28 protein-coding genes, 2 tRNA genes and 1 other annotated feature are annotated in these 26,417 nt (G+C 40.5%); of the genes, 15 read left to right on the forward strand and 15 right to left on the reverse strand.

Annotated elements, in window-relative coordinates:
- Positions 1-59 precede the first annotated feature (59 nt).
- Positions 60-1,145: an HD-GYP domain-containing protein gene (locus B5354_RS12290; protein ID WP_079529054.1), complete on the forward strand. Its 1,086-nt coding sequence runs from the start codon at positions 60-62 to the stop codon at positions 1,143-1,145.
- 16 nt (positions 1,146-1,161) lie between these two features.
- Here the strand turns inward: B5354_RS12290 and B5354_RS12295 are convergent, their stop codons facing one another.
- Positions 1,162-1,878, reverse strand: a complete 717-nt coding sequence (locus B5354_RS12295) for a YaaC family protein (RefSeq protein ID WP_079529055.1) — start codon at positions 1,876-1,878, stop codon at positions 1,162-1,164.
- A gap of 188 nt (positions 1,879-2,066) precedes the next feature.
- Between B5354_RS12295 and guaB the strand changes: the two genes are divergently transcribed.
- From guaB to B5354_RS12325, 6 genes are all read left to right on the forward strand, one after another.
- Entirely contained in the window at positions 2,067-3,536 is a 1,470-nt protein-coding gene (gene guaB / locus B5354_RS12300) for an IMP dehydrogenase (protein ID WP_079529056.1), read from the forward strand.
- 105 nt (positions 3,537-3,641) lie between these two features.
- Positions 3,642-4,979 (forward strand): serine hydrolase, encoded by a 1,338-nt coding sequence (locus B5354_RS12305; RefSeq protein ID WP_425432120.1) that lies wholly within the window; start codon positions 3,642-3,644, stop codon positions 4,977-4,979.
- A gap of 122 nt (positions 4,980-5,101) precedes the next feature.
- On the forward strand, positions 5,102-5,986 hold the full coding sequence (gene pdxS, locus B5354_RS12310; RefSeq protein WP_079529057.1) for a pyridoxal 5'-phosphate synthase lyase subunit PdxS: 885 nt from the start codon (positions 5,102-5,104) through the stop codon (positions 5,984-5,986).
- An 18-nt stretch (positions 5,987-6,004) separates the two neighbouring features.
- Positions 6,005-6,595: a pyridoxal 5'-phosphate synthase glutaminase subunit PdxT gene (gene pdxT, locus B5354_RS12315; protein WP_079529058.1), complete on the forward strand. Its 591-nt coding sequence runs from the start codon at positions 6,005-6,007 to the stop codon at positions 6,593-6,595.
- Positions 6,596-6,648: 53 nt separating this feature from the next.
- Positions 6,649-6,879, forward strand: a binding site (T-box leader).
- 52 nt (positions 6,880-6,931) lie between these two features.
- The gene (gene serS, locus B5354_RS12320; protein WP_079529059.1) at positions 6,932-8,206 is read left to right on the forward strand and encodes a serine--tRNA ligase; all 1,275 of its coding nucleotides are present in this window, start codon (positions 6,932-6,934) and stop codon (positions 8,204-8,206) included.
- A 217-nt stretch (positions 8,207-8,423) separates the two neighbouring features.
- Positions 8,424-8,516: transfer RNA gene (locus B5354_RS12325), tRNA-Ser, on the forward strand.
- Positions 8,517-8,744: 228 nt separating this feature from the next.
- On the opposite strand, the gene B5354_RS12330 is transcribed toward B5354_RS12325, so the two are convergent.
- Entirely contained in the window at positions 8,745-9,428 is a 684-nt protein-coding gene (locus tag B5354_RS12330; protein ID WP_079529060.1) for a deoxynucleoside kinase, read from the reverse strand.
- Positions 9,425-10,066 carry a deoxynucleoside kinase gene (locus B5354_RS12335; RefSeq protein ID WP_079529061.1) on the reverse strand — a complete coding sequence of 214 codons (642 nt, stop codon included), beginning with the start codon at positions 10,064-10,066 and terminating at the stop codon, positions 9,425-9,427. Before B5354_RS12335 ends, B5354_RS12330 begins: the two co-directional genes overlap by 4 nt.
- A gap of 162 nt (positions 10,067-10,228) precedes the next feature.
- On the opposite strand from B5354_RS12335, the gene B5354_RS12340 reads away from it, so the two are divergent.
- Both B5354_RS12340 and B5354_RS12350 read left to right on the forward strand, forming a co-directional pair.
- Positions 10,229-10,301 (forward strand) — tRNA-Arg (locus tag B5354_RS12340).
- A 300-nt stretch (positions 10,302-10,601) separates the two neighbouring features.
- The gene (locus B5354_RS12350) at positions 10,602-11,111 is read left to right on the forward strand and encodes a YfiT family bacillithiol transferase (RefSeq protein ID WP_079529063.1); all 510 of its coding nucleotides are present in this window, start codon (positions 10,602-10,604) and stop codon (positions 11,109-11,111) included.
- A gap of 60 nt (positions 11,112-11,171) precedes the next feature.
- Here the strand turns inward: B5354_RS12350 and B5354_RS20910 are convergent, their stop codons facing one another.
- The 4 genes from B5354_RS20910 to B5354_RS12365 form a co-directional block, all read right to left on the reverse strand.
- Positions 11,172-11,297 (reverse strand): hypothetical protein, encoded by a 126-nt coding sequence (locus B5354_RS20910; protein ID WP_281252735.1) that lies wholly within the window; start codon positions 11,295-11,297, stop codon positions 11,172-11,174.
- 22 nt (positions 11,298-11,319) lie between these two features.
- Positions 11,320-12,789 carry an MFS transporter gene (locus B5354_RS12355; RefSeq protein WP_079529064.1) on the reverse strand — a complete coding sequence of 490 codons (1,470 nt, stop codon included), beginning with the start codon at positions 12,787-12,789 and terminating at the stop codon, positions 11,320-11,322.
- Between the two features lie 348 nt (positions 12,790-13,137).
- Positions 13,138-13,683: an ImmA/IrrE family metallo-endopeptidase gene (locus B5354_RS12360; RefSeq protein WP_079529065.1), complete on the reverse strand. Its 546-nt coding sequence runs from the start codon at positions 13,681-13,683 to the stop codon at positions 13,138-13,140.
- A 121-nt stretch (positions 13,684-13,804) separates the two neighbouring features.
- The gene (locus tag B5354_RS12365) at positions 13,805-14,152 is read right to left on the reverse strand and encodes a helix-turn-helix domain-containing protein (protein WP_079529066.1); all 348 of its coding nucleotides are present in this window, start codon (positions 14,150-14,152) and stop codon (positions 13,805-13,807) included.
- Between the two features lie 246 nt (positions 14,153-14,398).
- Here B5354_RS12365 and B5354_RS12370 point away from each other — a divergent pair, with 246 nt between their 5' ends.
- Entirely contained in the window at positions 14,399-15,229 is an 831-nt protein-coding gene (locus B5354_RS12370; RefSeq protein WP_079529067.1) for an N-acetylmuramoyl-L-alanine amidase family protein, read from the forward strand.
- A gap of 35 nt (positions 15,230-15,264) precedes the next feature.
- Here B5354_RS12370 and B5354_RS12375 read toward each other — a convergent pair whose 3' ends face one another.
- The 5 genes from B5354_RS12375 to modA form a co-directional block, all read right to left on the reverse strand.
- Positions 15,265-15,492: a hypothetical protein gene (locus tag B5354_RS12375; protein WP_079529068.1), complete on the reverse strand. Its 228-nt coding sequence runs from the start codon at positions 15,490-15,492 to the stop codon at positions 15,265-15,267.
- Positions 15,493-15,600: 108 nt separating this feature from the next.
- Positions 15,601-16,230: an ATP-binding cassette domain-containing protein gene (locus B5354_RS12380; protein WP_079529069.1), complete on the reverse strand. Its 630-nt coding sequence runs from the start codon at positions 16,228-16,230 to the stop codon at positions 15,601-15,603.
- Positions 16,231-16,243: 13 nt separating this feature from the next.
- Positions 16,244-16,912, reverse strand: coding sequence for a molybdate ABC transporter permease subunit (modB, locus tag B5354_RS12385; protein ID WP_079529070.1), 669 nt, complete (start codon positions 16,910-16,912; stop codon positions 16,244-16,246).
- Between the two features lie 109 nt (positions 16,913-17,021).
- Positions 17,022-18,791 carry an extracellular catalytic domain type 1 short-chain-length polyhydroxyalkanoate depolymerase gene (locus B5354_RS12390; protein ID WP_139377117.1) on the reverse strand — a complete coding sequence of 590 codons (1,770 nt, stop codon included), beginning with the start codon at positions 18,789-18,791 and terminating at the stop codon, positions 17,022-17,024.
- A 106-nt stretch (positions 18,792-18,897) separates the two neighbouring features.
- Positions 18,898-19,683: a molybdate ABC transporter substrate-binding protein gene (gene modA / locus B5354_RS12395; protein ID WP_079529071.1), complete on the reverse strand. Its 786-nt coding sequence runs from the start codon at positions 19,681-19,683 to the stop codon at positions 18,898-18,900.
- Positions 19,684-19,796: 113 nt separating this feature from the next.
- Here modA and B5354_RS12400 point away from each other — a divergent pair, with 113 nt between their 5' ends.
- The 3 genes from B5354_RS12400 (at position 19,797) to B5354_RS12410 (ending at position 21,120) form a co-directional block, all read left to right on the forward strand.
- On the forward strand, positions 19,797-20,453 hold the full coding sequence (locus tag B5354_RS12400; protein WP_079529072.1) for a M50 family metallopeptidase: 657 nt from the start codon (positions 19,797-19,799) through the stop codon (positions 20,451-20,453).
- Positions 20,454-20,560: 107 nt separating this feature from the next.
- On the forward strand, positions 20,561-20,665 hold the full coding sequence (locus B5354_RS12405; RefSeq protein ID WP_079529073.1) for a YjcZ family sporulation protein: 105 nt from the start codon (positions 20,561-20,563) through the stop codon (positions 20,663-20,665).
- Between the two features lie 203 nt (positions 20,666-20,868).
- Positions 20,869-21,120 (forward strand): hypothetical protein, encoded by a 252-nt coding sequence (locus tag B5354_RS12410; protein ID WP_079529074.1) that lies wholly within the window; start codon positions 20,869-20,871, stop codon positions 21,118-21,120.
- 18 nt (positions 21,121-21,138) lie between these two features.
- On the opposite strand, the gene B5354_RS12415 is transcribed toward B5354_RS12410, so the two are convergent.
- Positions 21,139-21,315 (reverse strand): hypothetical protein, encoded by a 177-nt coding sequence (locus tag B5354_RS12415; RefSeq protein WP_245804768.1) that lies wholly within the window; start codon positions 21,313-21,315, stop codon positions 21,139-21,141.
- Positions 21,316-21,474: 159 nt separating this feature from the next.
- On the opposite strand from B5354_RS12415, the gene aldA reads away from it, so the two are divergent.
- Positions 21,475-22,926, forward strand: coding sequence for an aldehyde dehydrogenase (aldA, locus tag B5354_RS12420; protein WP_079529076.1), 1,452 nt, complete (start codon positions 21,475-21,477; stop codon positions 22,924-22,926).
- Positions 22,927-22,956: 30 nt separating this feature from the next.
- Here aldA and B5354_RS12425 read toward each other — a convergent pair whose 3' ends face one another.
- Positions 22,957-23,757 carry an AAC(3) family N-acetyltransferase gene (locus tag B5354_RS12425; protein WP_139377118.1) on the reverse strand — a complete coding sequence of 267 codons (801 nt, stop codon included), beginning with the start codon at positions 23,755-23,757 and terminating at the stop codon, positions 22,957-22,959.
- Between the two features lie 60 nt (positions 23,758-23,817).
- On the reverse strand, positions 23,818-24,315 hold the full coding sequence (gene queF / locus B5354_RS12430) for a preQ(1) synthase (RefSeq protein WP_079529078.1): 498 nt from the start codon (positions 24,313-24,315) through the stop codon (positions 23,818-23,820).
- 365 nt (positions 24,316-24,680) lie between these two features.
- On the opposite strand from queF, the gene acsA reads away from it, so the two are divergent.
- Positions 24,681-26,390 carry an acetate--CoA ligase gene (gene acsA / locus B5354_RS12435; protein WP_079529079.1) on the forward strand — a complete coding sequence of 570 codons (1,710 nt, stop codon included), beginning with the start codon at positions 24,681-24,683 and terminating at the stop codon, positions 26,388-26,390.
- The last annotated feature ends 27 nt before the right edge of the window (positions 26,391-26,417 follow it).

Below are 26,417 nucleotides of genomic sequence, written 5' to 3' on the forward strand. Positions count from 1 at the left end.
TCGCCTGTCGTTTATGCGGCAGAGCGACTTTTTTTATTTCAGATAAAGAGGTGGAGTACATGCAAGTTCATCCTTCTCAATTAGTCCAGGGATGTATGATTACCCAAGATGTTATGGGAAAAACTAAACGCCCTATCATTCCTGAACATACCGTGATCAATCCCATTCATATTAAAGTTTTACATAATTTTAAAATTCAATCTGTGAAAGTAAGCTCTAAGCTTTCAAACGGTTCTCCTTTTCTTCCTCAAGAAAAGGCTGAGGGGGATAAGTTCAGTGATTCCCCTTCTATTGAGTTCAGCGCTTTCCATGAGCACTACTTGGAAACAGTCAAGCAGTATAAACAATGGTTTTCGCTCTGGCAGGGAGGCTCGCCACTTGATTTAAAGGAACTACGCAGCGCTTTTGTCCCGCTTTTACAAGAAGCCCTCCAAGCTAAGCGTGAAGTTTTTCTTTTACATCATTACTCTACAGAAGCCGATTATAATGAACACCATAGTGTGGCCATGGGGTTAATCTCAGGCGTGCTTGCCTCAACGTTGAATGGCAATCAAGGTGAATGGATACAAGTCGGACTAGCTGGTTTATTAAGTGACTGTGGAATGGCCCAAATTAGCGAAACCATTTTAAATAAGGAAGGGCCATTAAACGAAAAAGAGTATGATGAAGTGAAGAAGCACCCTACTTACTCATACCGTTTAGTGGAAAGTACTTCTTCTTTAAATAGCCGCGCAAAGTTAGCGATTCTTCAGCACCATGAACGACTGGACGGAAGCGGCTATCCCCTTGGATTGAATAAAGAAAAAATACATCTCTTCAGTCAAATCATAGCGGTTAGTGACATGTATCATGCGATGACATCCGAAAGAGTGTATCGCAAGAAACAGTCTCCGTTCAAAGTGCTTGAAGCCATTCTTAAAGAACAATTTGGACGTTTTGATCATCATGTCATCCAAGCTTTCGTAAAAGAAATGACCAACTACTCAGCAGGCACAAAAGTGAAATTAAGCAATAATCAACTAGCAGACATTATCTTTGTTGAACCGTCTATCCCTACGCGTCCAATGGTTCGATTACAAGAAGATGGAGAGATTATCTCTTTAAGAGATAATCCTGACATTCACATACAAGAAGTCTTCGATTAGGCAAAAACTGGAACGCTTATTCTATGGAGGCGGAGCTCTGATCTCTTAGCCATGTGGAGATTAATGTTGGAATTTGTTTGGGAGCAGACTGGAGAAAATGAATAATAAAGACATAGTCCTCCCGGTCCCGCAGTTGTTCCATCTCCCCCCACCATTCACCTTCATAACGAACAAGCATACTAAGGTTGTATAAAATAGCAAATTGGGCAAGCAAGTCTGGAATTTTTGCTTCAGCGGTTGCTTTACCTTTTAACGAATAGATGGGCTCCATAAAGGATAGCGGCCTTAGCAGCTGATCCATTGATAGCTTTTTAACTTCTATAGATTGATTAAACAAATGTTTAGCCGCATAGGGAAACAGGCCGTTGGGTTGAATGCGTACGTCGTCCTCTAAAAAGCGATAATGCATTTTCTTTCTTTTTCTTGTCGAAAGGCCATGAGCTAAAACCTTAGCTGTAGCTGGATAGCCAGGATCAACAGTGAGAAGGCAGCTTTTCAAAAAGTGGGTTAAGCTATAATAATATAGCAATGGCTGTACACTGAGAGGGGTGTGAGCAGCCGCAGTTAAGTATTCTTCCCCAAGCTTGATTCCATAAATAAATCGTTCTGCATTGTAGTAGGCGTGTTCCTTCGCCTTTTTACTGTCTAGCCGGTCGTAACATTTTAATAAAAAAGGTCTCGTGTGGGCGGTGACTTGTAAATAGGTCAGCCAGGTCGCTTGTTGATCTGTCATAACTCGATTCCTTCCTTTAACAACAGGGATAAATGCCATATTTTTATGCTTGAAAAAGCGAGATCATTGTCGTATTGTAAATAACAATAAGAAAATAGCAAGAATGCTGGAATTGTCAGCTTGCGTTGAACAATTGTCCATTTATTTTACCCACATTTACCCAAAACTATTAAAGGAGAGGATCAAGCATGCGTGAAGACAAGTTTACGAAAGAAGGGCTTACGTTTGATGATGTCCTTCTGTTGCCGGCAAAGTCTGATGTGCTGCCGCGTGATGTCTCATTGGCAACAGAATTGTCACCTACATTAAGGTTAAATATGCCAATCATTAGTGCAGGGATGGATACCGTAACAGAAGCACCAATGGCGATAGGGATGGCTCGTCAGGGAGGCCTTGGAGTTGTTCATAAAAATATGTCGATCGAAGCACAGGCCGAACATGTTGATCGAGTAAAACGTTCGGAGAGCGGGGTTATTTCTAATCCATTCTTTTTAACACCTGAACATCAAGTGTTTGATGCTGAGCATTTAATGGGGAAATATCGCATTTCGGGAGTTCCAATTGTAAATAATGAACAGGATCTTAAACTGGTAGGAATTATTACAAATCGGGATCTCAAATTTATTGAAAATTATTCAATTGAAATTTCTGAAGTCATGACTCATGAGAATTTAGTGACAGCACCGGTAGGAACGACTCTTGATGAAGCTGAGAAAATTCTGCAGAAATATAAGATTGAGAAACTGCCAATGGTTGACAGTCAAGGAACGTTAAAGGGGTTAATCACGATTAAAGATATCGAAAAAGTGATTGAATTTCCTAACTCTGCAAAAGATGAACAAGGTCGTTTACTTGTTGCAGCAGCAGTCGGGGTCACGGCTGATGCGATGACACGGATTGATAAACTGATTGATGCAGGTGTAGATGCTCTCGTCGTCGATACAGCACATGGACATTCTCAAGGTGTTATTGAACAAGTACAGCGTATTCGCACTAAATACCCGACTATTAATATTATTGCAGGAAATGTTGCGACACCTGAAGCCACAAGAGAATTAATAGAGGCTGGAGCAAATGTGATAAAAGTTGGGATTGGACCTGGATCAATTTGTACAACGCGTGTTGTAGCAGGAGTCGGGGTTCCTCAAATTACGGCCGTGAACGATTGTGCCATGGAGGCATCCAAACATGATATTCCAGTGATTGCTGATGGCGGTATTAAGTTTTCAGGTGACATCGTGAAGGCACTCGCTGCTGGAGGCCATGCTGTCATGCTAGGCAGTCTATTGGCGGGAGTTAGTGAAAGTCCTGGTGAAACAGAAATTTTCCAAGGTCGTCGATTTAAGGTTTATCGTGGAATGGGCTCAGTCGGAGCGATGGAATCTGGCTCCAAGGACCGCTACTTTCAAAGTGAACAAGAGTCGAAGAAACTTGTCCCGGAAGGCATAGAAGGCCGGATGCCATATAAAGGACCGCTTGCAGACTCCATTCATCAATTACTCGGGGGCTTACGCTCTGGAATGGGCTATTGTGGGACAGCAACGGTTGAATCACTGCGCAATGATGCTAAATTTACTAGGATTACGGGAGCGGGTTTAAGAGAAAGTCATCCACATGATGTTCAAATTACGAAAGAAGCACCGAACTACTCCATTTGACCCGTTAAAAAATCTTTAGACAGGGACTTTTCCCTGTCTATTTTTTTGCATGTCCATGTGATAGAATAACAAAGATGCATAATTTATTCGTGGAGGTTGAGAGAGTTGATACAAAGACTACAAGCATCATTGGGCGTGTGGATGGCCCTTGTTTTAAGTATGATCGTGATTTTTGGAAACCCGGAGCTTACATACGCATCCACTGTTGATTTGGAAGCAGAGTCAGCTATTTTAGTAGATGCAGATACAGGAAAGATTTTATATGAAAAAGAAGCAGATTTAACACTACCTCCTGCTAGTATGACCAAAATGATGACAGAATACCTAGTTCTGGAGGCTATCGAAAAAGGAAAAATCAGCTGGGATACAACTACTCAAATTAGTGATTATCCATATAGTATTTCCGCGGACCCTTCCTTTTCAGGGACAGGTTTAACACAAAGTAAAGATTACACGGTGAAGGAATTGTACACCGCAATGGCGGTAAACTCAGACAATGCCACAGCCATAGCATTAGCTGAATTGATTGCCGGTTCTGAAGGTGAATTTGTAAAGATGATGAATGAAAAGGCTGCCGAGTTAGGCTTGCCGGATTATCAATTTGTCAATTCAACAGGACTACCAAATAGTACTCTGGGCGAAAATTACCCAGAAGGTACTAAACCTGATGCACATAACTTGCTATCTGCTCGTTCAGCTGCCTTACTAGCTTATCATCTTATTAATGATTTTCCTGAAGTCCTTGATTATTCTAGTATAACTACAACTAAATTTGAGGGGAAGCAAATTAAAAACTGGAACTGGATGCTTCCTGATATGCCAGGGTATTTATCTTCATATGGCTATGAAGGGATGAAAGGCCTGAAAACAGGGTTTACAGATCTAGCAGGCTACTGCTTTACTGGTGTTGCTGAGCGCAACGGGCAGCGTCTTATCTCTGTAGTTATGAAAACTGATAGTAAAGAAGCAAGATTCCAGGAAACAAGAAAACTTATGGATTATGGCTTTAATCAGTTTGAACAGAAGAAATTGTTTCCAAAAGGCTATCAAATTGAAGGTGAATCCGAAATTCCAGTAGCAAAAGGGAAAGAAGATTCAGTTGGCGTAGAAGCTGGTGAGGCTATTACGGCTACTTTTAAAAAAGGTGAAAAAGATAAGTATGAAGTGAAGTATAACATCTCTGAAAAACACCTGGATAAGGATGGAAACCTTGTTGCTCCTATTGAAAAGGGAGAGAAAATTGGTACAGTTGAACTTGTATACAATGGTGAAGGTAATTATAAGAATTTAGTTACCGGAGAGTCTCAAAAAACGACCGTGGATCTTGTAACAACATCCTCTGTTGAAAAATCAAACTGGTTTATGTTGATGATTGGAAGTGTTGGCGACTTCTTCAGTGATATTTTCACTAGTGCTGTAGATATGGTGAAAGGCTGGTTCTAGTGCTAAATTCCAATCTATATAGTAGGATTTATGGCAACAATACGTTACAATAGAAGACAGGATTCGAGCACATAAATGATTTAATGGGTGACCATTATAGAATTAAATAGGGAGGAATTATCATGTCACAAACAGGTACTGATCGTGTAAAACGAGGAATGGCAGAAATGCAAAAAGGCGGCGTCATCATGGACGTTGTAAATGCAGAGCAAGCTAAGATTGCAGAAGAAGCAGGAGCTGTAGCCGTTATGGCTCTAGAACGTGTTCCAGCTGATATTCGTGCAGCCGGCGGGGTTGCACGTATGGCAGATCCAACGATCACGGAAGAGGTAATGAACGCTGTATCTATTCCAGTTATGGCTAAGGCACGAATTGGTCACATTTCAGAAGCACGCGTTCTTGAAGCAATGGGCGTGGACTACATTGACGAGAGTGAAGTCCTAACACCTGCTGATGATATTTATCACATTAAAAAAGATGAATATACGGTACCATTTGTTTGTGGCTGTCGTAACCTGGGTGAAGCGACACGCCGTATTCGTGAAGGAGCATCAATGCTTCGCACAAAGGGTGAGCCAGGTACAGGAAATATTGTAGAAGCTGTCAGCCACATGCGCCAAGTTCAATCACAAATCCGCCACCTCCGCGGAATGTCTGATGATGAAGTAATGGTCTATGCAAAAGAAAATGGGGCGCCGTTTGACCTTCTACTGGAAATCCGTGAAGCTGGACGTCTGCCAGTAGTTAACTTTGCAGCTGGTGGAATTGCTACTCCAGCTGATGCATCACTTATGATGCAATTAGGAGCAGACGGAGTGTTTGTTGGATCCGGTATTTTCAAATCCAATAACCCTGAAAAATTTGCTCGTGCTATTGTGGAAGCTACTACTCATTATGATGATTACAAATTAATTGGTGAATTGTCTAAAGGTCTTGGTACAGCCATGAAAGGTATGGAAATGTCCACCCTCACTCCTGAAGAGCGTATGCAAGACCGCAGCCAATAAACAAAGGAGAACGACATCATGACTACAATTGGTGTATTAGGCCTTCAAGGCGCCTTTCGTGAACATGTTCGCTCAGTTGAAGCTTCTGGTGCTACAGCTGTTGTCGTAAAGAAAAAGGAACAGCTTGAAGAAGTTGATGGGTTAATTATTCCAGGCGGTGAAAGTACAACGATGAGACGCCTGATTGACAAGTATGATTTCCTTGAGCCAATCAGACAATTTGGAAAGCAAGGAAAACCGGTCTTTGGTACGTGTGCAGGACTTATTCTGCTCGCTTCAGAAATTGATGGTTCATATGATGTCCATTTAGGATTAATGGATATTCGCGTGCGACGTAATGCCTTTGGCCGTCAGCGTGAAAGCTTTGAAGCTGATCTTAGCATTGATGGAGTTGCTGAAGGGTATAATGCTGTCTTTATTCGGGCACCTTATATTGAAGGCGTCGGAGAAGATACTAAGGTTTTATCAACCTATGATGGACACGTAGTTGCTGCCCAGCAGGGTCACTATTTAGCATGCTCTTTCCATCCAGAATTGACAGATGATCACAGAATAACGGAATATTTTGTAAAAATGGTGGAAGAGTCTAAAAAATCCCTTGCATCTTAACAGAGAATCAGCTATTATAATTTGAAAGATATGACTTTCAAACATGTTAATATGGAAACGCGATGAAAGGAAGCAGTAACAGTTGCTCTTTCGATTAGAGAGTCAGTGGTTGGTGAGAACTGGCGTTAGAGTACTGTGAATCCATCCTGGAGTTGCTCGTCTGAATGAGAGTAAGATAAGATGAGCCGGCCCTCACCGTTACGAGCTAAGCTGGAGGATAAGCATTGCATATCCTCAACCTGGGTGGTATCGCGGGAACTTGTAACTAAGCTCTCGTCCCTTTTCTAAAAAAGGGGCGGGGGTTTTTTTATATTTTACGAAAAGGAGTGAACGATCATGTTAGACATGAAGTACTTACGTCAAAACTTTGATGAAATTAAAGGTAAACTTAAGCACAGAGGAGAAGACCTGTCTGACCTCGACACGTTCGGGGACTTAGACAGCCGTCGACGCGAATTAATTCAAGAAGCTGAAGAATTAAAAGCACGCCGTAACGAAGTATCCAAAGAAATATCCGTGTTAAAAAAGGAAAAGCAGGACGCGGAAGATAAAATCAAGGAAATGCGGCAAGTAGGGGATCGGATTAAAGAGCTTGATCAGGAATTAAAACAAGTAGAAGAACAACTTGAGACCCTGTTGCTATCCATCCCAAATATCCCTCATGAAAGTGTCCCGGTTGGAGAAGATGAGGATGATAACGTAGAAGCAAAAACATGGGGAGAAATTCCGTCATTTGAATTTGAAGCGAAGGCTCATTGGGACGTGGCCACAGATCTTGATATTTTAGACTTTGAGAGAGCCTCTAAAGTAACAGGCAGCCGATTTGTATTTTATAAAGGACTAGGGGCCCGATTGGAGCGGGCACTGTTGAACTTTATGATGGATTTACATGCTGATGAACATGGTTATCAGGAAATGCTGCCTCCTCAGCTCGTCAATCGAACATCTATGACGGGAACCGGGCAACTGCCGAAGTTTGAAGAGGATGCCTTTAAAATTGAGGATTGGGACTACTTTCTTATACCGACGGCAGAGGTGCCAGTGACGAATTATCATCGCGAAGAAATCCTTTCCGTTGAAGATATGCCGAAGAAGTTTGTTGCCTTCAGCACGAATTTCCGCTCTGAAGCGGGCTCAGCTGGCCGCGATACAAGGGGGCTCATTCGTCAGCACCAATTCAATAAAGTAGAACTTGTACAATTAGCTGCCCCTGAGGATTCTTATCATCGTTTAGAAGAGATTACTGGAAACGCTGAGAAGGTACTGCAGCTTCTCAACCTACCATACCGAGTTATGAGCATGTGTACGGGTGATTTAGGTTTTACTGCCGCGAAGAAATACGATATTGAGGTGTGGATACCAAGCTATAACACGTACCGTGAAATTAGCTCTTGTTCAAACTTTGAAGACTTCCAGGCGCGCAGAGCAGGGATTCGTTTCCGTCGTGAAGAAAAAGGGAAGCCAGAATTTGTGCACACATTGAATGGCTCTGGCTTAGCTCTAGGGCGTACGGTGGCGGCTATTTTAGAGAATTACCAGCAGGAGGATGGATCTGTCGTTATTCCGGAAGTACTTAGACCTTATATGGGTGGCAAAGAAGCTATGAAGTAAAAAAGGGAGCTGGGACATAACTAAACTGCTTAAATAAAATGACGAACGATGCGCTCTATGGCAGCAGGTTATATGCACGAAATTATAGTTTCTATTCAGTTCGGATTTTCATTTTAAAAAAATATATTTGTCCCAGCCCTAATCCTTTTTTAAAAAATTTCATTCATTTGTTGACGTATAAGGACAAGCATGGTATATTATTTATTGTCGGTCACACGGAGGAGTACCCAAGTCCGGCTGAAGGGATCGGTCTTGAAAACCGACAGGGGCTTCACGGCCCGCGGGGGTTCGAATCCCTCCTCCTCCGCCATTTATATCAACAATAGCGCATAAATATTGGAGATTAATAAACCAGAAATCGTTACCTAGTGTAACGATTTTTTATTTGTGTACATACATCCACTGGTTGTGTCTCCGAGATTCTGACAAGCTTCTTCCCGCATTTTTACGGATATATCTCGCCCAAATTAAATTTCTGTCGTAAAAAATGCGAAACCCCAGATCGCTCTTTGGCGTTCTGGGGTTTCGCATTCATTCTTTATGTGAGTAGATGGCTTGAACGCCATTTTCTCGATTGCTGAATGAAATGGCCGATTTTTTCTAAAACAGGTTCAATACTTGATGAATTGTTAAGAATATCATAATCAGCAATATTCAAACGTAAGACAGGGCATGAATTAAAATCATCTATCCAATTTTCATACCGTTTAAACATTTCTTCCCAGTATTCAATCGGAGTCTGCTGCTCCATCGGACGTCCGCGGTCTTTAATACGAGTGATAATATCATCAAAGGAACCCTCTAAATAAATGAGCAGGTCAGGATGTGGGAAGTATGGGGTCATCACCATCGCTTCGAAAAGGCTCGTATACGTCTCATAATCGATCTCTGACATGGTGCCTTTTTCATAATGCATTCTAGCAAAGATGCCCGTATCTTCATAAATCGAACGGTCCTGAATAAAACCTCCGCCGTATTCAAAGATTTTCTTCTGTTCCTTGAAGCGTTCAGCAAGGAAGTAGATTTGCAAATGAAAACTCCAGCGTTCGAAGTCGTTATAAAATTTATCGAGGTAAGGGTTTTTGTCTACTTTTTCAAAAGAGGTGCGGAAGTTAAGGGCCTGGGCTAAAGCATTGGTCATGGTTGATTTTCCAACCCCCACTGTTCCTGCAATTGTAATCACACTATCGTGTGGTATCCCGTAGCGTTCGCGTGCATTCATTTAATTCCTTCTCCTTTTTTCATATGATGCTGAACTTGCTGAACAATGTGCTGCAAATCAGCCTGGTGCTTCACAAAGTCCAGATGGTCGCCGTTTAATCGGATAACGGGAATTTCTGGATGTGTCGCTTCAAAATGATTCATAAAATCTTCGTAATCCTGTGATAACTGTTCTAAGTAGGATGCTTGAATGTTCGCTTCAACATCACGATTACGCATGCGGATTCGCTCAAGCAATGTTTCAAGGCTGGCATGTAAATACACAACCATATTAGGTTTAGGCATGTCATTTGTTAACAGATCAAAGATTTGTGAATATTTATAAAAGTGATCTTCTTTTAACGTTCTGCGTGCAAAGATCATATTTTTAGCGATATGATAATCGGCTATGACAGGTTTTCCAAACTGTAAATAATCTTTAGTAATGTCTTCAAGCTGCTTAAAACGATTGCATAAGAAGAACATCTCAGTTTGGAAGCTCCACTCTTCAATATCGTCGTAAAACTTGCCTAAAAACGGATTCTCCTCAACGATTTCCTTCAGCAAATGAAAATCAAACTGGGAAGCGAGTTTTTTAGACAGAGACGTTTTACCGACCCCAATGGGCCCTTCAACAGCAATGAAAGGTAATTGTCCCATCTCATTTCCTCCTAGGTCAAAACAAAATTCGATACAATTAGACAGACAAATAATATTTTACCATAACCAATAGACTGAAGTCATAAATCTAGAGGAATTTTAAAGGAAAATACTTTTCAATTGTGGGGATGTTTTGTATAATATGAGGCACGTGATTTATTTGCCCCCGTAGCTCAGGGGATAGAGCATCGGTTTCCTAAACCGTGTGTCGCAGGTTCGAATCCTGCCGGGGGCGCTTATAAAAACGATTGGGGTGCAAGGCTTACAGCTTATATACACCAATGATACAATGGCGCGTTATAAATGTTTGGCTGAATTTTGGCTGAACAATTTAAAAACGCGCCATTTTTCGTTTTCATTGGTGATCGCCATTAAAGATGTTTCATTTAGGCATCCAATCATCTTGGTAATACGAACGCAGCAAAATGGGCTGCAGGGTGGCCATGTGTATGAATCTCCTTCATTGGATTAAGAAATAATTTATGTTATGAATGAAATAGGTAGAAAAAACGAATAGGGAAAAGGGGAATTGAAAATGGATGTAAGGTTTCCAATTGGGGAATTACAAGTTCCTAAAAAGGTGACGTTAGAAAATATTCATGAATGGCTAAAGGAAATCGAAACTTACACGATTCGATTAAGAGAAACTGTTGACTCATTAAGTGATGAGGAATCTAGCAAAACATACCGTGAAGGCAGTTGGACAATTCGTCAGCTTGTTCATCACATTGCAGATTCTCAGTTGAACATGTATCAACGTTTGAAGCTGTCTTTAACAGATGAAAATCCGACAGTGCCAGCTTTTAATCAAGAAAAGTGGGCTATTCAACCGGATACAAAGCTTCCTATAGAAAGTTCTATTAAAATGCTAGAAGGTATAAATGGGCGCATCGTATCTTTAGGATATAGTTTAACTGAAGAGCAATTAGATCGAGCTTTTACTCACCAGAAAAATGGTAAAATTACAGTTGCAACTAAAGTTGCAAAATTAGCTTGGCACGAAGAGCACCACTTAGCCCATATAAAAATCGCATTATCAAAATAATATAATATGTATGGAATAGGCTTATCGAAGTTCGGTAAGACAAGCTCCATTTTCCGCCTTTTACGTTTCTATCGGTTCTAACACGATTAGTGCCACATAAATCCTCCGTTTATGTGGCACTTCGTATCTGCTATCGCGTTTAACTAGTGTTGCAGCTATTTGTAACAGATGATTACCTTCGACCATGACTCCTGAAAAGTATATTCACTTATTCGTCGTTATTATAATCATCTTTTCTCTCTGCTATTTCCCTTTTTTCTTCTTCCCACCATAAAGCTTCCTCAGGATCCTCTAAAACATCTTTGACTTCTTGCTTTTCTTCTACAGCAGGCGGCTGACCTCTGAGTGATTTCCCTGATGTTTCGACAACAAAGTATGCAACAATGATTATGCCAATAATCGAAGCGAAGATTATGTAATATGCGGGAACGAGCCTGCTCATTGTTATACTGATTAACCATGAAACAACTAATGGTGCAGTACCACCAAATACTGATGTGGCTACATTATACGTAATAGCCAATGATCCATACCGTACTTCAGTAAAAAATAGTGAAGGCAATAATGAAGGCATGACACCTTGAAAACTTGCAAGTAAAGCACCCAAGATCATTAATCCTAAGAAAACGAGCCAACTATTACCACTTCCAATTAACAGAAACGCCGGGATTGACAAAATAATCATTCCGGACAAGCCAAACATAATAATCCGTTTATTTCCAATACGATCACTAAAATAGCCAGCCATTAAGACAAATGGAATCATAATGACCATCACAACTAATATTAATAGCAAACCCTTAGTGTCTCCATAACCGAGCACAGCATTCAGGTGTGAGGGCATGTAAGTCAAAATCACATAGTAAACAGTATTATAGAATGAAACTAATCCCAAACAAATAAGTAATGACCTGCGATGATATACAAAAATATTTTTTAGGGATGCTTTTCGTTCATCATTCTCTTCCGTTTCTTTGGATTCAAAGGCTGGTGTTTCTTCCAAATTACTACGGAGGTAGAATCCAATGAAACCAATAGGGGCAGCAATGAAGAACGGAATCCTCCAACCCCACTCATGCATAGTTTCTGATCCTAATACAAATGTGAGTAGTGTAACAATTCCTGCACCGGTAATATACCCTACTAAAGTACCAACTTCAAGACCGCTGGACAAAAATCCTCGCTTCTTATCAGCAGTTGATTCCGCAATAAAAGTCATGGCACCCGAATATTCTCCGCCTGCAGAAAAACCTTGGACCAACCTGGCAGCAAGCAATAATATAGGAGCGGCTATGCCAATGGAATCATATGTTGGAATCAATCCAATACTGAGTGTGGCAATTGCCATAATAATTAATGTAATTGCAAGTATCTTTTTCCGCCCCACTCGGTCGCCAAGCATTCCAAAGAACATTCCACCAAATGGACGAACCAAGAAGGCAACAGAAAATGTAGCAAAACTGAACACTAATTGTAGTGGGCCGCTGAACTCAGGGAAAAACAATGCACCAAGAATAACAGCAAGATATGAATAAATCCCAAAATCAAACCATTCCATTGCATTACCGATCGCCGTTGCAAAAACTGATTTCTTCACCACTTTTGTGTCAACTACAGTAATATCATCCTTTTGTAGGTGTTCTGCTTTTTTTCTGTGTTTTCTTTTGCTTTTATCCAACTATTCGTTCCTCCTCGTTTTTTGGCCTTTTTATATCCTAACCTGAATCGTAGGTTATATTTTATTTCCTTTAAAGGAAAATGTAAAACGTATTCTCTTTATAAGAAAGGCTGTAAAAAGTGGTAATGGGGCAATTAAAAAAATTAAATATAGTTTGATAAAACATGTGAGCAGTTCTCATTAACCCAAACCCAAGTAAATATTTGCACGGGGCAAAAATCCCAATTTATATTTGGAGGGCATTCATTCTTGATGCTGCAGCAGAATTCATTCAATCAGATTGAGTTTTTGATATAACATGGGTATCGATAGCAATAGGTAACATAGATTTTCCTTTATCGTATATTTCTACTCGTAATTCTCAAACTTCTCACCCACTTGATTACTCCTGTATGCTCTCTGAGAAAAGCTTTGATCTGCCAGGAGACCCAGCCATTGTTTTTCTAAGTGCTGCAGTCTCTGGGATGCAAATTCTGACGTAACTCCAAAAGTGAAGGCCACTTCAGTAATGGCTTGTGATTTTTTAAATGGAAGGTTCATTTGCAGCAGCATAAAAGTAGGAACACAGAAATGCAAAGCAAAATTATCTGCCTTCCATTCTTGATATTTAACAAAACGCGTAGGAAGATTCAGCTGTGAACCGCAGTGCAGTAAAATATGCCCGAGTTCGTGGCCGAAGGTCTCCCAACGTTCTTCCCTATCTAACTGTTTTTGCAGGAAGATTCGATTTATTCCTTTATAAATAACAGCTTCACTACTATGCTCCCAATCATAAACTCGTATATTTAGTTGTTCTGCAATATTTTCAATCGCTAGTTGGTTTGGTGTTTGAATGGAGAGTGATATAAGAAGATCATGTATGTGACTTTCAAGGGTTGTAAATTGATAAAACATAAATTTCACTCCTATAGAACGTATGTTCGTGTTACGGGTGAAAGAAAAAGCCCTACTGTTGCGGGCTGTTTAAATTCATCTTAATACAATCCAAAGCGTTTTTCTAGTCTAATTTGACAGATTACTCACTTTTAATAATTTCCCACATTTTCCTTAGCTTCTTTAAGTCTTCCAGGTTTGATTTGGGAAGTTCTGCATACCAGCGTTGGAGTTCAGGATCCTGGATAAATGCCTCCATGTCTGCTTCTGTCTCCCCTATTTTGAAATCGTCTGTCATCCCTATCAGCCAATCAATGGAAACATCATAGAGGCTGGCTAGGGTAGATAGCATTTTAGTGTCCGGCTCTCTGTAATTTCTTTCATAACCGGACAACCTTGAATTGGAGATCTCTAACTTTTCACAAACAAGTGTTTGCGACCAACCCTTGTTTTCCCGTGCTTTTCTTAATCTTCTACCTAATGATCCCATACCATTCATCCTCAAGTGAATTTATTTAATTCCATGGTAGTAGGATACTATCAAATAAACATATTGCGCAATATGTTGCGCGATATGTTTATTTTTTGTTGACTTGTGCGAATCGTGCATATATAATTGCACTTAACGTTACGCGTAACGCGCAAATACTATAAATTGTGTGAACAAGCTGTTCATACGATAGTTTATTCACTTTTAGGTATTAATCATAAAAATAGTAAAGGAGAGATTGATTGTATGACTTATCTAATTGCACTTGATGACGGGCATGGGATGGAAACCCCTGGTAAACGTACTCCTTATATTAATAGTCTTGGGAGGTCTATTAAAGAAAATGAATTTAATAGGGCAGTAGTTTCCTTCCTTGATACAGAATTGCGGCGATGCAGTTTTGATACTTTGTTAGTAGCTCCGACTGATGCAGATACATCGCTTTCAACTAGGACAAATCAGGCAAATCGTGCAGGAGCGGATGCTTATATCTCTGTTCATTATAATGCTTTTGATGGAAGTTTTGACGGATCAAATCCAAGTGGAATTGAACTTTACGTGTACCCTGGTCACTTTAATCGTGAGGCGGGTATTCTAGCCAAGAGTATAGCTAATTATTTAAGAGAGGGAACTCCACAAGAATTTAGAGGCGTAAAAGAAGCCAATTTTCACGTATTGCGTGAAACAGCCATGATTGCTGTATTAACTGAAAATGGTTTCATGGATCACCCTAATGAAGCTTTATTAATGATAGATCCAGAGTTTCAGAGAGAGGTTGCCATTGAACATGCTAAAGGTATTTGCGATTACTTTGGGGTTCCTTATGTTACAAAAAGTAAAGGAGATGAGTGGTATGTTGGCCGAAGAGTGGAGTCCATTTATCAAGGGGATTTACGCTTCTACAACCAACCTTCGTGGTCAGATTCAGCGGTTGCAGGTTATTTACAATTTGGTTATGGATTTCCTACTATTCTTGATCAAATCATCGTTGAGGGTTATCCGCAATATAAAGTGGAAAATTCTCAAGGGGCGGTTTATTATCTAACCGCAAATGAAACGTATGTACGTGTGGTTTAAATACTAGCGGAACCCGGAGCAGCTCCGGGTTCATATTATTTCCCAGAACCAAGTGGTCTTAGTGACTCTTCATATTTTATGGTTAAAAGGTGACTATGAGCGGAGCGGCTGCTCGTGGAGTGATTCTTCTCCTCATCATAAAACTTATCAGCAATAAATAAGTAGGTAACAATTAGACCGATTACAATCATGGCTGATATGAAAATAAACAAGAGAGCACGTAGTCCAAACTTCGCGAATTTATGAAGAGGTTTTTGTTCCACTGCTTTTTCTCCCCCTTATGAATGATGGGTTGTTTAAAAAAACAACGCCATCTAGTTAAATACTTTCATTTTTTCAACTCCAACTCAATTCTTGAATCGTTTTCTGTGTTAATCTTTGGTATAAAAAGGTAACTCCCCACTTTCGATCGGGAGGATACGATCAGCTAATTTCTTTGCCTCTTCCCAATCATGAGTGACTAATATAATTGGGATTTCCCACAGCTTGCGAAGACGTAAAAGTTCCTGATAACACTGATTTTTTGTTTCTTGGTCTAATGAGGAGAATGGCTCATCTAAAAGTAGTAGATCGGGTTCTGTGGCCAAAGCTCGTGCCAATGCCACACGTTGTTTTTCGCCACCGGATATTTGCCTTGGATACTTGGAAGTTAAATGTTTAATGCCTACAACTTCTAATAGTTTGTTAACAAGTTGGTCATCTGTAGCGCCATACGATATGTTTTTATAGACCGTCATATGGGGGAATAAAGCATAATCCTGGAACAAATAACCAATTTTGCGTTTTTGAACAGGGAGGGGGTTACGATTTGTGTGAAAAAGAAACCTGTTGTTCAATTTGATTTCTCCTTCATTAGGATGAGTAAGCCCTGCGATACAGTTAAGAATTGTCGTTTTACCAGATCCGGATGGTCCATACATAACGACGGTCTCATTTCCAGCTTGAAAGGAAGCATTTAAGGTGAAATGCGGAAGTTTCTTCTTAATGGTTAACGATAGCATAGGACACCTCCATTTACTGATTAAACTTAAGGATATTACGCTTACTCCACCAATTGAGCCAAAGGACAGAACTAAATCCAAGTGAAACAATAATCAGTACCCAGAATCGAGCTTGTTCCATATGGCCTGCCTCTACGGCGAAATAGATGGCTAAAGGTATGGTATTGGTTTCCCCTGGAATATAACCAGCTATCATGAGCGTCGCCCCGAATTCCCCGAGAGCACGTGCAAAACTTAGAACTAAGCCTGCCAAAAGGCCGGGCCAGGCTAAAGGGAATGAAATAGTGAAAAAAATTTTCCACTTGGACGCCCCCATTGTTAAGGCGGCATTTTCAACGTTCTGATCATAATTTTGAAAAGCGGCTGATGCACTTTGATACATTAAGGGAAAAGATACAACAACAGCAGCAACTACGGCGCCAATCCATGAAAAAACAACTTGAATATCGAAGGATTGAAGCAGGAAGCTGCCTAAGGGTCCATTTTTACCGAATAAATAAAGAAGTCCAAACCCTACAACTGTTGGGGGAAGAACGAGAGGGAGCAAAATCACGGACTCAACAAAACTTTTCCCGGGAAATTTTTTTCTAGCAATTACTCTTGCGAAAAAAACGCCTAGAATAAAAACAATTGAAGTTGCGATAGTGGCTATCTTTATCGATAGAAAAAGAGGGGAGTTCATGATTAACCAACTTTCATTCGATGTTCAATAGTAAATTTTCAATAGTTAACTTTTATTGTAACATTAAAGGAGTCTGATCTATGTAGATCAGACTCCTTTGCTAAAAATATTAATGATTTGTTGTCACAATTAACTGTGGTGCACTGGTGGTATGTTCTCCTCCGTAAAACTCAATCCAGTCTTGGTTAAATTCAGATTCAGTTATGGCCCTTAAGCGAAGTTGAGTAATTCCGTTTTTATTGATGAAGGTTAAATCTTCTGGCGGAATTTGAAATTCTATATAATTCTTTAACGTTTGAGTGGAAAAGGTAACACTATTATTTTTTGACGGGGTGGCACGATAGTCTGATTGCTCGATAGCAGCTGAACTTCCTAGTACTCCCCTATTTATATCTACCCGGATGGACGGCACTAAGCCTTCCTTGTCTTTAACATAAAGTCTGACCTTTGCTGATTGTATCGTATTCTCAGGTAAACGATCAGTATGAAATGAAAGAACTCCTCTATAGGTATCGGTATTATACATACCCTTATCTCCGACCTTAATATGTTCTTCCCCTAATCCATCTGCTGCATATTTCCCAACATAACCATCTTCAGCAGCAGAAGATAGAATAACTTCTGACGTTCCTGGCTCAGACTCATTGATGGTATAGGTTTCTTGTTTAACCGATTCCTTATTCCCTTCTGCGTCCTGGCTAAAGTACTTCAAAATAGTATCATCGGTAATTTGAAGAGGTTGACTGTATACTTCCGATTGGGTGGTTGGTTTGGAGCCATCTCGGGTGTAGTAGGTGGTAGCTGGTTCATTTGTTTTCAATTCTACTGTAATGGGGGAATTGTAAGTTCCTCCTTTCACAGTAGCTGTCGTTACGGGAGCGCTTGGATCGGGATCTTCGGTTTCAGAAAAGGACTGGAAGAATTCAACCATTAGGCGGTTCGCATCAGGTCCCTGAGGATCTGTGTAGCTTCCTTGGTTACTTCCACCTGACCAAGCGTGGCCCATCCCTTGTACTAACACCTTTTTCATCCATACCTTCCCATCTTCACCTTTGTAATTACTAATGGTATAACTTCTTCCTGAAGGGACTTGCAATGACTCCGTACTTTCAGGAGTATCATCGATCCATCCATCCTTTGTTGCATTTTCGGCTAAGTCATTGGTAACTGCCCATTGCTTGATAACTTGTTCAGCGTTGATACGGTTTACTGTATAATCAGATGTTCCATGGATGACCATCACGGGAATCTTTTTGGCGTGATCGTCCATCGCTTGGTAGGCTAGTTTGCCTTGTTGAGCTGGGTCAGGCCCGCCACTGGACATAGCAGAATATGCATCGACAGTACTTTCCGCTGCTTTATATTCCAATCCTGCCCCGACACCCACTCCGGAAAAAATATCGGGGTATGTCGCTCCCATAATGACGCTCATTGCAGCTCCAGCCGATAAACCGGCTGCATAAACTTGATCTTTGTTAATGGTATAATTGTTTTCAACTGATTGAACCATTCCTGCAATTACTGCTGGTTCACCACTACCACGATTCTGGTGGTCAGGGTCAAACCAATTCCAGCATTTGTTTAAGTTCGCACTTGAACTTTGTTCCGGGTAGAGAACTAAAAAGCCCTCTTTCTCTGCTAGTGAATTCATTTGTGTTCCAGTAGCAAATTGCTCCGCATCCTGTGTACATCCATGGAGCAAAACGTATAGTGGAGAAGGGGTATTCGAATCATAGTTTGAAGGAATATACAGTTTATAGGATTTCCCTCCATATGAACCATCAATAAATTCACCATTTGCGAAAGACAACGACGGATTAAATAACATGGTAATCATCAACATCATTCCTAAACCAGCCAGCAATTTCAACGCTTTCATTTAAATGGCATCCTCCTCTTAAACTCTTTTCTATGAGCTTAGTAGAAGAGAGTTACAGAGTAGTTACATATAAGATGAAGATGAGATCAGTATATAAGTGGGCGTCCTAAGGTTGTTTTTTTTCAAAACCATAGGACTGTAAAATTTCCTGTGCTTCCTTTGTCTTAAGGTAGTCTAAAAATGCTTGTGCATCTTTAATGTTGGAACTGGCTGTTAAGACAGCACCCGGATAGATGATTGATTGATGGAGATTTTGATCAACTTCGGTGATGACCTTCACCTCATCTGAGATAAGTGCATCACTTGCATACACAAATCCTAAAGCTACATTTCCTGACTCTACATATGTAAGTACCTGGCGTACATCTCTTGCATATACCATTTGGCCTTTTAAATCTGTCCATTTGTTAATGGATTGTAATGCTTGTTTCGCATACATTCCCCCAGGTACGCTGGCAGGGTCGCCTAAAGCAAGCTGCTTCTCACCAGATAGCTTGATGGATTGGAGAGAAGAAAAGTAAAAGTCACGGTCTTGCTTTGTAATCAATACGATAGAGTTTCCAGTGAAATTAAATCTGGTTTCTTTTATGATAAATTGTTGTTGTTCCAGTTTGTCCATCCATTTTTGGTTCGCAGATAAGAAAACATCAACAGGAGCTCCTTGTTGAATCTGTTGGGCCAATTTACCTGAACCTGCAAAATTAAATGTAAGGGTTACATCTTTATTTTGACTTTCATATGTCTCTTTTATTTCTTTCATAGCATCAGTTAAGCTAGCTGCTGCAGAAATAGTAAGGTCTGTCGTATGTTGTTCCTGAGCTGTATTGTTACTGCATCCAGCAAGTCCAAATAAGACTAATCCCAAGAAGATTATTATTAATTTTCTCTGCATGTGGCGATACTCCTATGTTTAATTATTTCTTTAGATTATACGTATGGATGAATTTTAAGTAAAATAAATCATAACCTTGAGTGCGTACCTATGGATAATAGAAAGGGGAAGCTATGAAACTTCAAATCCTTATTAGCCTAATTTTAGCTCTGTTACTGACTCAATCACCAATAATTGGAAAGTACTTTGCAATGATTAATACCATGATACACGAAAGCGGTCATTCTCTGATGGCTTTACTGACTGGCGGAGAAGTAAGGAATGTGTCGTTGTTTCCCAATACATCCGGGGTAACCATGACAGGACATACTTCATGGCTTAGCCACGTCTTAACTAGTTTATCAGGCTATTTATTTTCCTCATTAGCAGGTTTATTATTCTTCCATTTAATTGTTAAAGGCCATTATCATGTAATGATTTTCATTTTAATTGGTTTTTTAGCTATTAATCTTCTTTTCTGGGTTAGAAACTTCTATGGTGTTTTTTGGCTCGTTACATTTGGTGCAGGATTTATTTATTTGCTCAGAACTGGCCATCAATCCATTGTTCAATACGTCCTTATCTTTGTAGCCTGCCTCGTTGTGGTAGAGGCTGTTATGAGTGCTTTTTGGGTGATGAGGGTTAGTTTTGTTTCCCCGAGTCAAGCAGGGGATGCTTGGAACCTTGCACAAGCTGTGAAATTTATTCCCGCTCCTGTATGGGGTGTGTTCTTTTTCGCCCAATCTTTATATTTGGCCTGGTTGTCCTTAAAAAAAGTATACCTTATTTAATGCAGTGTGCTCATAAATAACAAAAAAGTAAGAACTCCGCATGAGCCCTTACCACTCAAATATTATGGCATAAGGTAATAAAGTAAGTGATGAGAGGAGGGAATGACATGAGCGGAGGATACGGTGGCGGATTTGCGCTATTAGTTGTGTTGTTTATTCTTTTGATTATTATCGGTGCCTCTTATGGCGGCTACGGATACGGTGGTTATTAATTTAACCTAAGGCGGGGGCTACCCCGCTTTTTTGCTGTATAAAGGTTATGAAAATTATTGGTTTGTGGGTAGTTTTATGTTTAGCAGCACCCCAAAAGGATGTGTTAGTTTTTAGTCGAAACTTCTTTAATTTGGTTTTAAATGTATGAAAAAGGGTATAGGAAAAATAGATTAATTACAGCAGACTTTTGGAGGAGTTTATAATGAATTTAAAGGAACGTTTAATAAGCCAGGGCTATGATCAGGTAGATATCCTGCTTATTGATAATGAGCAGAATCAGTCTACAATCGCTAACCTTTCTCTTCACAAAATCACGGACTTAGAGTACAAGTTATACTTAGAACCTGAATCACTTAAGTATGAGTTTAATGGTGATCATCCGCATTTTATTGCGGAACAAAAAGAAGAGGATGGGAAAGCAAAGCAGATAAGAGGATATATTCTGGAATGGTGAAGGATAGAGAAAAAGGAATTAAGAGCTCCTTTTTCTTTTTTTTATACGGTCTTTACGATCAGCAATACCTCCAATAATGAGAAGGATACCTGAAGCCAATATTACAACAGGAACCATGGGGTCTGCTATGGCAGAGAATAGTACGAAAGCAATAACTATACAGGCTGCTCCAATGCTTCCAAGTATAATTAACATTTTGTTTTCTCTTTTCATGACAATAATCGATCCTTTCTTTATCCTATCTTTTCCTCAGTATAACGAATTTTCTTAGAAAATGAATGGATGAGCTTTTACGTTTAAATTTTTAGAGAAGAAGGAATGACGCATATAGAACCTTTCTAAGGAGGTCTTACTATGAAAACACACAGTTTATATATAAACGGCGAATATACTGAATCAACGGAAGACGAATGGTTAGATATTGTTAATCCTGCTACAGAAGAGGTTATCTCCAGAACACCAAAAGGTACAGTTGAAGACGTCGATCGAGCGGTTCATGCTGCATCTCAGGCTCAAAAGGGGTGGGAGATGACTCCTAATATAGAGCGTGGTAACATCGTCCGTCAGCTTGGTAATAAGATAGAAAAGAATAAGGATACATTTATCGATCTACTTCAGGAAGAACAAGGCAAGGATTATGAACTGGCAACAGGGGAAGTAGAGCTTGCTATCGATTACTTTAGGTATATGTCTGAATGGGCGCGCCGAATTGAGGGGGAAATTGTACCGAGTGACCGGGCTAATGAAAATATTTATATTTACAAAAAGCCAATTGGCGTTGTTGCTGGAATTGTTCCGTGGAACTTCCCGGTATTTATTCTGGCCAGAAAGGTGGCAACGGCTCTTGTTACTGGTTGTACGATTGTATTGAAGCCAAGCCAGCAAACACCCAATACTGCCATGGAGTTTACGAAAATTATTGATTCCATGGAAGACATTCCAAAGGGTGTGTACAATTTGATTACAGGAACAGGTTCTGAGATCGGAAATGCACTGGCTAAACATGATGGCGTACAAATGATTACGATGACCGGAAGTGTACCAGCTGGAACAAAGGTAATGGAAGCTGCTGCCCAAAACATTACGAAGGTTAATCTTGAATTAGGCGGAAAAGCTCCAGCCATTGTGACCAAAAACGCAGACTTAGATATCGCGGCCGACAGCATCACCACATCAAGGTTAGCTAATAATGGACAAGCCTGTACGAATGCTGAGCGTGTGTATGTCCATGAAAGTGTTGCCAATGAACTTGTTAACAAACTGAAGAATTCATTTGATCAAATGTCATTAGGAGACCCGCGGACGAATAAGCAAGCCGATGTCGGGCCTCTTGTAAGTGAGGAGCGTTTAGAAGCGGTATCTACGATGGTGAATGATGCAGAAGTCGACGGAGCTAAGGTAGAGATTGGCGGCGAGCGTGCTGATATGGAACAAGGTTTTTTCTATAAACCTACGATTCTAACTGGTGTCGACCACGATTCTACCATTATGCAAGAAGAAATCTTTGGCCCTGTTATTCCCATCACTACATTCCGTACTTTAGATGAAGCGATCGAAAAAGGAAACGATACAGAATTTGGCTTATCTTCTTCTGTATATACAGAGGATATGAATGAAGCGATGAAAGTTGTCAATGAACTGAAATTTGGTGAAACGTATGTAAACCGTGAAAACTTTGAGGCCGTACAAGGTTATCATGCTGGAATACGGAAATCCGGTCTTGGCGGGGCAGATGGTAAGCACGGTATGGAGGATTTCCTTGTCACACAAGTGGTTTATATGCAATATAAACACGATAAACAGTAAATACGGGCTCCCCGTTGGAAGGGGAGCTTTTTACTTGTTTTTTAACCAGTCGGTTGCAAAATCAACCGACTCAGCCATTGGAAACAGACGGCACTCCGCTTGTCCTACATGACCTTTGATGACACGATGATCTGATTCATAGGCTCGCCCTATACCATTAAACTGCTCCTCGTCCATTTCAATATCCTGATAAGTGACCCACTGTCGCTGTCCGTCTACGATTAGGGGAGCGCCTCTTGTCATTTCTTTGCGCGTTCCGCTTCTATATTCAGATAAATGGAAACTTGTATTTGTATCATAGTCTACCCCGAGCAGAAGAACCTGTGCATTTGTTTGATAGATTTTTCCGAGAGGAGAATCATCATTTAAGGAAAAAGAAAGCGAATGCTGCGATGTCAGTTCCTCCGCTTGCTTTCCCCATGCTGATAGGGAGAATGCAGGATGATTACTCCTATAAACGGCTGGGTGCGTTCGGAATAACTCCGGGAGCACACCTAGAAATGTTACGGGTGTTTTGGTGGGGTCGAATGCGGGCATTGTCCTTTTGATTGTTTTATGCCATTCTTCAGGGACAGGTGGGTTCTCCCATTCTGCTGGATCAGAAAGCGTAGGCGAGTGAGTTTGGAAAATGAGTGTTCCATTCTCTGTGACTGTTCTCATTAATGCTTCCAGTACAGCTTGTGGTCCGCCGCTCACCCATCCTAGAGATTTCATCGATGCATGGATGAGCAGAGTGTCTCCCTTTTTTATGCCAAGGTGACTCAGGTCATCGATTAGGCTATGTACCGTATTTAACTTTTTCGTTTGATTGATGGTATCTTGTTCGCTCATTGTACCCCTCCTTTTCTTCATTATACAGAAAAAAGAGCCTAGCAAGCAGGCTCCTTCCACTTATCTGTTATCAACTTTTTCAGGGTAGAGGTCATGATTCATTAACCGGTGGTCGGCCATTTGTTCAAATTTTGTCCCAGGTTTCCCATAATTACAGAATGGATCGATGGAAATACCGCCACGTGGAGTGAATTTGCCCCATACTTCAATGTAACGCGGATTCATGAGTTCGATTAAATCGTTCATGATCGTGTTCATGCTGTCTTCATGAAAATCACCGTGATTTCTGAAACTGAATAAATACAGCTTCAAAGACTTACTTTCTACCATTTTAATGTCAGGAATATAACTGATATAGACTGTGGCAAAATCAGGCTGCCCCGTTTTGGGACAGAGGGTTGTGAACTCTGGACAATTAAATTTCACAAAGTAATCACGATTAGGATGCTGATTGTCGAACGTTTCTAATACACTTTTATTATATTCAAACGAGTAAGATGTTCCCTGGTTACCGAGTAGGGATAGGTCTGTTAAATCTTCGTCTTTGCGTCCCGTCACTTTAAAATCCTCCTAGTCTTCATATATTAGTTAAAAATAAAAAAAGCCCACCTCTAAGGGTGCGGCGTTTAGTATCGCATCAACCTTAGTTTTTTATAGAGGGTTTCGCTAAGAACCTCTTCTATTCTGAAATGCTTTTTCATTATATATAGGGTAGGGGTGATTGTCAAAAAAGTAAAGCCTGATTACAATTCTGTAACTCTTCAGGCATTTCCCTTTAAAATTCAATTCATTTCATCTAAAATGGTAAGTAATTCACGAAATATTTAGACAATGTGTATAAACCCTGTTTCATTAATTAAACGGGGTTTTATTTAAAGAAATGAAGAAACCGGTTACAAAATTCATTCTAATGAGGTGATTTTATGGACATGAAAACCATTCCAGCAAGGTCAGGAAACCATAACTTACAAGATTACCAGCAAACGTACAAAAATTTTAATTGGGATGAAGTGAAGGAAAATTTCACATGGAGTAAGACGGGAAAAGTTAACATTGCCTATGAAACGGTGGATAAACACGCAGAAGATCCTAATAAAAAGAACCAGGCGGCGCTCATTTATACTTCGCCTGACCGAGAAGAGAAACTAACCTTCGATGAGCTAAAGAAAAAAAGTAATCAATTTGCGAATGTGTTGAAAAATCATGATATTGAAAAAGGAGATCGGGTCTTCCTGTTTATGCACAGGAGTCCAGAATTTTATGCGTCATTCCTTGGGATTTTGAAGCTCGGGGCGATTGCCGGTCCACTGTTTGAAGCATTCATGGAGCAGGCTGTTCGTGATCGTCTAGAAGACAGTGAAGCTAAAATGTTGATTACAACACCTGAGTTATTAGATCGTGTCCCTGTTAATGATCTGCCGCATCTTGAGAAGATCGTTCTTGTAGGAGGAGATGAGTCAGGTTCACATATTAGTTTTGACAAAGAAATGAAGTTTGCATCAGAAGAGTTCGAGATAGAATGGGTAGACCTAGAAGATGGAATGCTGCTTCATTATACCTCAGGCTCAACAGGAAAGCCTAAAGGTGTATACCATGTTCATAATGCAATGATGCAGCATTATCAGACTGGGAAATGGGTACTTGATTTGAAAGAAGACGATGTTTATTGGTGTACAGCTGACCCTGGCTGGGTAACAGGTACGAGTTACGGAATCTTTGCCCCATGGCTGAACGGAGTTACAAACGTAGTCCGCGGAGGCAGGTTCAGCCCGGATGATTGGTATGGAACGATTGCTGAGCAGAAGGTCTCTGTTTGGTATTCAGCTCCAACAGCTTTCCGTAAACTGATGAGTGCCGGTGCAGATGCAGCGAAAAAACATGACCTTTCCTCTTTACGCCATGTATTAAGTGTAGGGGAACCTTTAAATCCTGAAGTGATTACGTGGGGTCTTGAAGCCTTTGATTTACGTATTCATGATACATGGTGGATGACAGAAACGGGTGCGATGCTGATCTGTAACTATCCAACCATGGAGGTGAGGCCTGGATCTATGGGTAAACCACTGCCAGGCATTGAGGCATCGATCGTTGATAACGATGGAAATGAGCTGCCGGCCAATCAAATGGGGAACCTGGCGATTAAACAAGGATGGCCATCTATGATGCGTGCCATTTGGAACAATCCAGGTAAATATGAAAGTTATTTCATTAAAGGCTGGTATGTTTCTGGAGATAGCGCATACAAAGATGAAGATGGCTACTTCTGGTTCCAGGGTCGCCTAGATGACGTGATTAATACTTCAGGTGAAAGAGTTGGACCGTTTGAAGTAGAAAGTAAGCTGATAGAACATGATGCAGTGACAGAGGCAGGAGTAATTGGTAAGCCCGATCCTGAGCGTGGCGAGATTATTAAAGCCTTTATCACGTTGCAGGAAGGATATGAAAAATCGGATGAATTGCTTGAAGACATCCGCCAATTTGTTAAAAAAGGCCTCAGCGCCCATGCAGCGCCGAGAGAAATTGAAATCACAGATACGATTCCGAAAACGCGAAGTGGTAAAATCATGCGTCGGTTATTAAAATCCTGGGAATTAGGGTTACCTACTGGTGATACCTCCACTTTAGAAGAATAAGAGGCACAGCGCACAGCTTGAGACTGT

The sequence above is a fragment of the Halobacillus hunanensis genome, from assembly GCF_900166655.1.
In the GTDB taxonomy this organism is placed as follows: Bacteria; Bacillota; Bacilli; order Bacillales; family Halobacillaceae; genus Halobacillus_A; species Halobacillus_A hunanensis.

Coding starts and splice junctions, on each gene's coding strand:
- B5354_RS12290 (WP_079529054.1), top strand. CDS start 60: ATGCAAGTTCATCCTTCTCAATTAGTCCAGGGATGTATGATTACCCAA.
- B5354_RS12295 (WP_079529055.1), bottom strand. CDS start 1,878: ATGACAGATCAACAAGCGACCTGGCTGACCTATTTACAAGTCACCGCC.
- guaB (WP_079529056.1), top strand. CDS start 2,067: ATGCGTGAAGACAAGTTTACGAAAGAAGGGCTTACGTTTGATGATGTC.
- pdxS (WP_079529057.1), top strand. CDS start 5,102: ATGTCACAAACAGGTACTGATCGTGTAAAACGAGGAATGGCAGAAATG.
- pdxT (WP_079529058.1), top strand. CDS start 6,005: ATGACTACAATTGGTGTATTAGGCCTTCAAGGCGCCTTTCGTGAACAT.
- serS (WP_079529059.1), top strand. CDS start 6,932: ATGTTAGACATGAAGTACTTACGTCAAAACTTTGATGAAATTAAAGGT.
- B5354_RS12330 (WP_079529060.1), bottom strand. CDS start 9,428: ATGAATGCACGCGAACGCTACGGGATACCACACGATAGTGTGATTACA.
- B5354_RS12335 (WP_079529061.1), bottom strand. CDS start 10,066: ATGGGACAATTACCTTTCATTGCTGTTGAAGGGCCCATTGGGGTCGGT.
- B5354_RS12350 (WP_079529063.1), top strand. CDS start 10,602: ATGGATGTAAGGTTTCCAATTGGGGAATTACAAGTTCCTAAAAAGGTG.
- B5354_RS20910 (WP_281252735.1), bottom strand. CDS start 11,297: ATGGTCGAAGGTAATCATCTGTTACAAATAGCTGCAACACTAGTTAAA.
- B5354_RS12360 (WP_079529065.1), bottom strand. CDS start 13,683: ATGTTTTATCAATTTACAACCCTTGAAAGTCACATACATGATCTTCTT.
- B5354_RS12365 (WP_079529066.1), bottom strand. CDS start 14,152: ATGGGATCATTAGGTAGAAGATTAAGAAAAGCACGGGAAAACAAGGGT.
- B5354_RS12370 (WP_079529067.1), top strand. CDS start 14,399: ATGACTTATCTAATTGCACTTGATGACGGGCATGGGATGGAAACCCCT.
- B5354_RS12380 (WP_079529069.1), bottom strand. CDS start 16,230: ATGCTATCGTTAACCATTAAGAAGAAACTTCCGCATTTCACCTTAAAT.
- modB (WP_079529070.1), bottom strand. CDS start 16,912: ATGAACTCCCCTCTTTTTCTATCGATAAAGATAGCCACTATCGCAACT.
- B5354_RS12390 (WP_139377117.1), bottom strand. CDS start 18,791: ATGAAAGCGTTGAAATTGCTGGCTGGTTTAGGAATGATGTTGATGATT.
- modA (WP_079529071.1), bottom strand. CDS start 19,683: ATGCAGAGAAAATTAATAATAATCTTCTTGGGATTAGTCTTATTTGGA.
- B5354_RS12400 (WP_079529072.1), top strand. CDS start 19,797: ATGAAACTTCAAATCCTTATTAGCCTAATTTTAGCTCTGTTACTGACT.
- B5354_RS12405 (WP_079529073.1), top strand. CDS start 20,561: ATGAGCGGAGGATACGGTGGCGGATTTGCGCTATTAGTTGTGTTGTTT.
- B5354_RS12410 (WP_079529074.1), top strand. CDS start 20,869: ATGAATTTAAAGGAACGTTTAATAAGCCAGGGCTATGATCAGGTAGAT.
- B5354_RS12415 (WP_245804768.1), bottom strand. CDS start 21,315: ATGTTAATTATACTTGGAAGCATTGGAGCAGCCTGTATAGTTATTGCT.
- aldA (WP_079529076.1), top strand. CDS start 21,475: ATGAAAACACACAGTTTATATATAAACGGCGAATATACTGAATCAACG.
- B5354_RS12425 (WP_139377118.1), bottom strand. CDS start 23,757: ATGAGCGAACAAGATACCATCAATCAAACGAAAAAGTTAAATACGGTA.
- acsA (WP_079529079.1), top strand. CDS start 24,681: ATGGACATGAAAACCATTCCAGCAAGGTCAGGAAACCATAACTTACAA.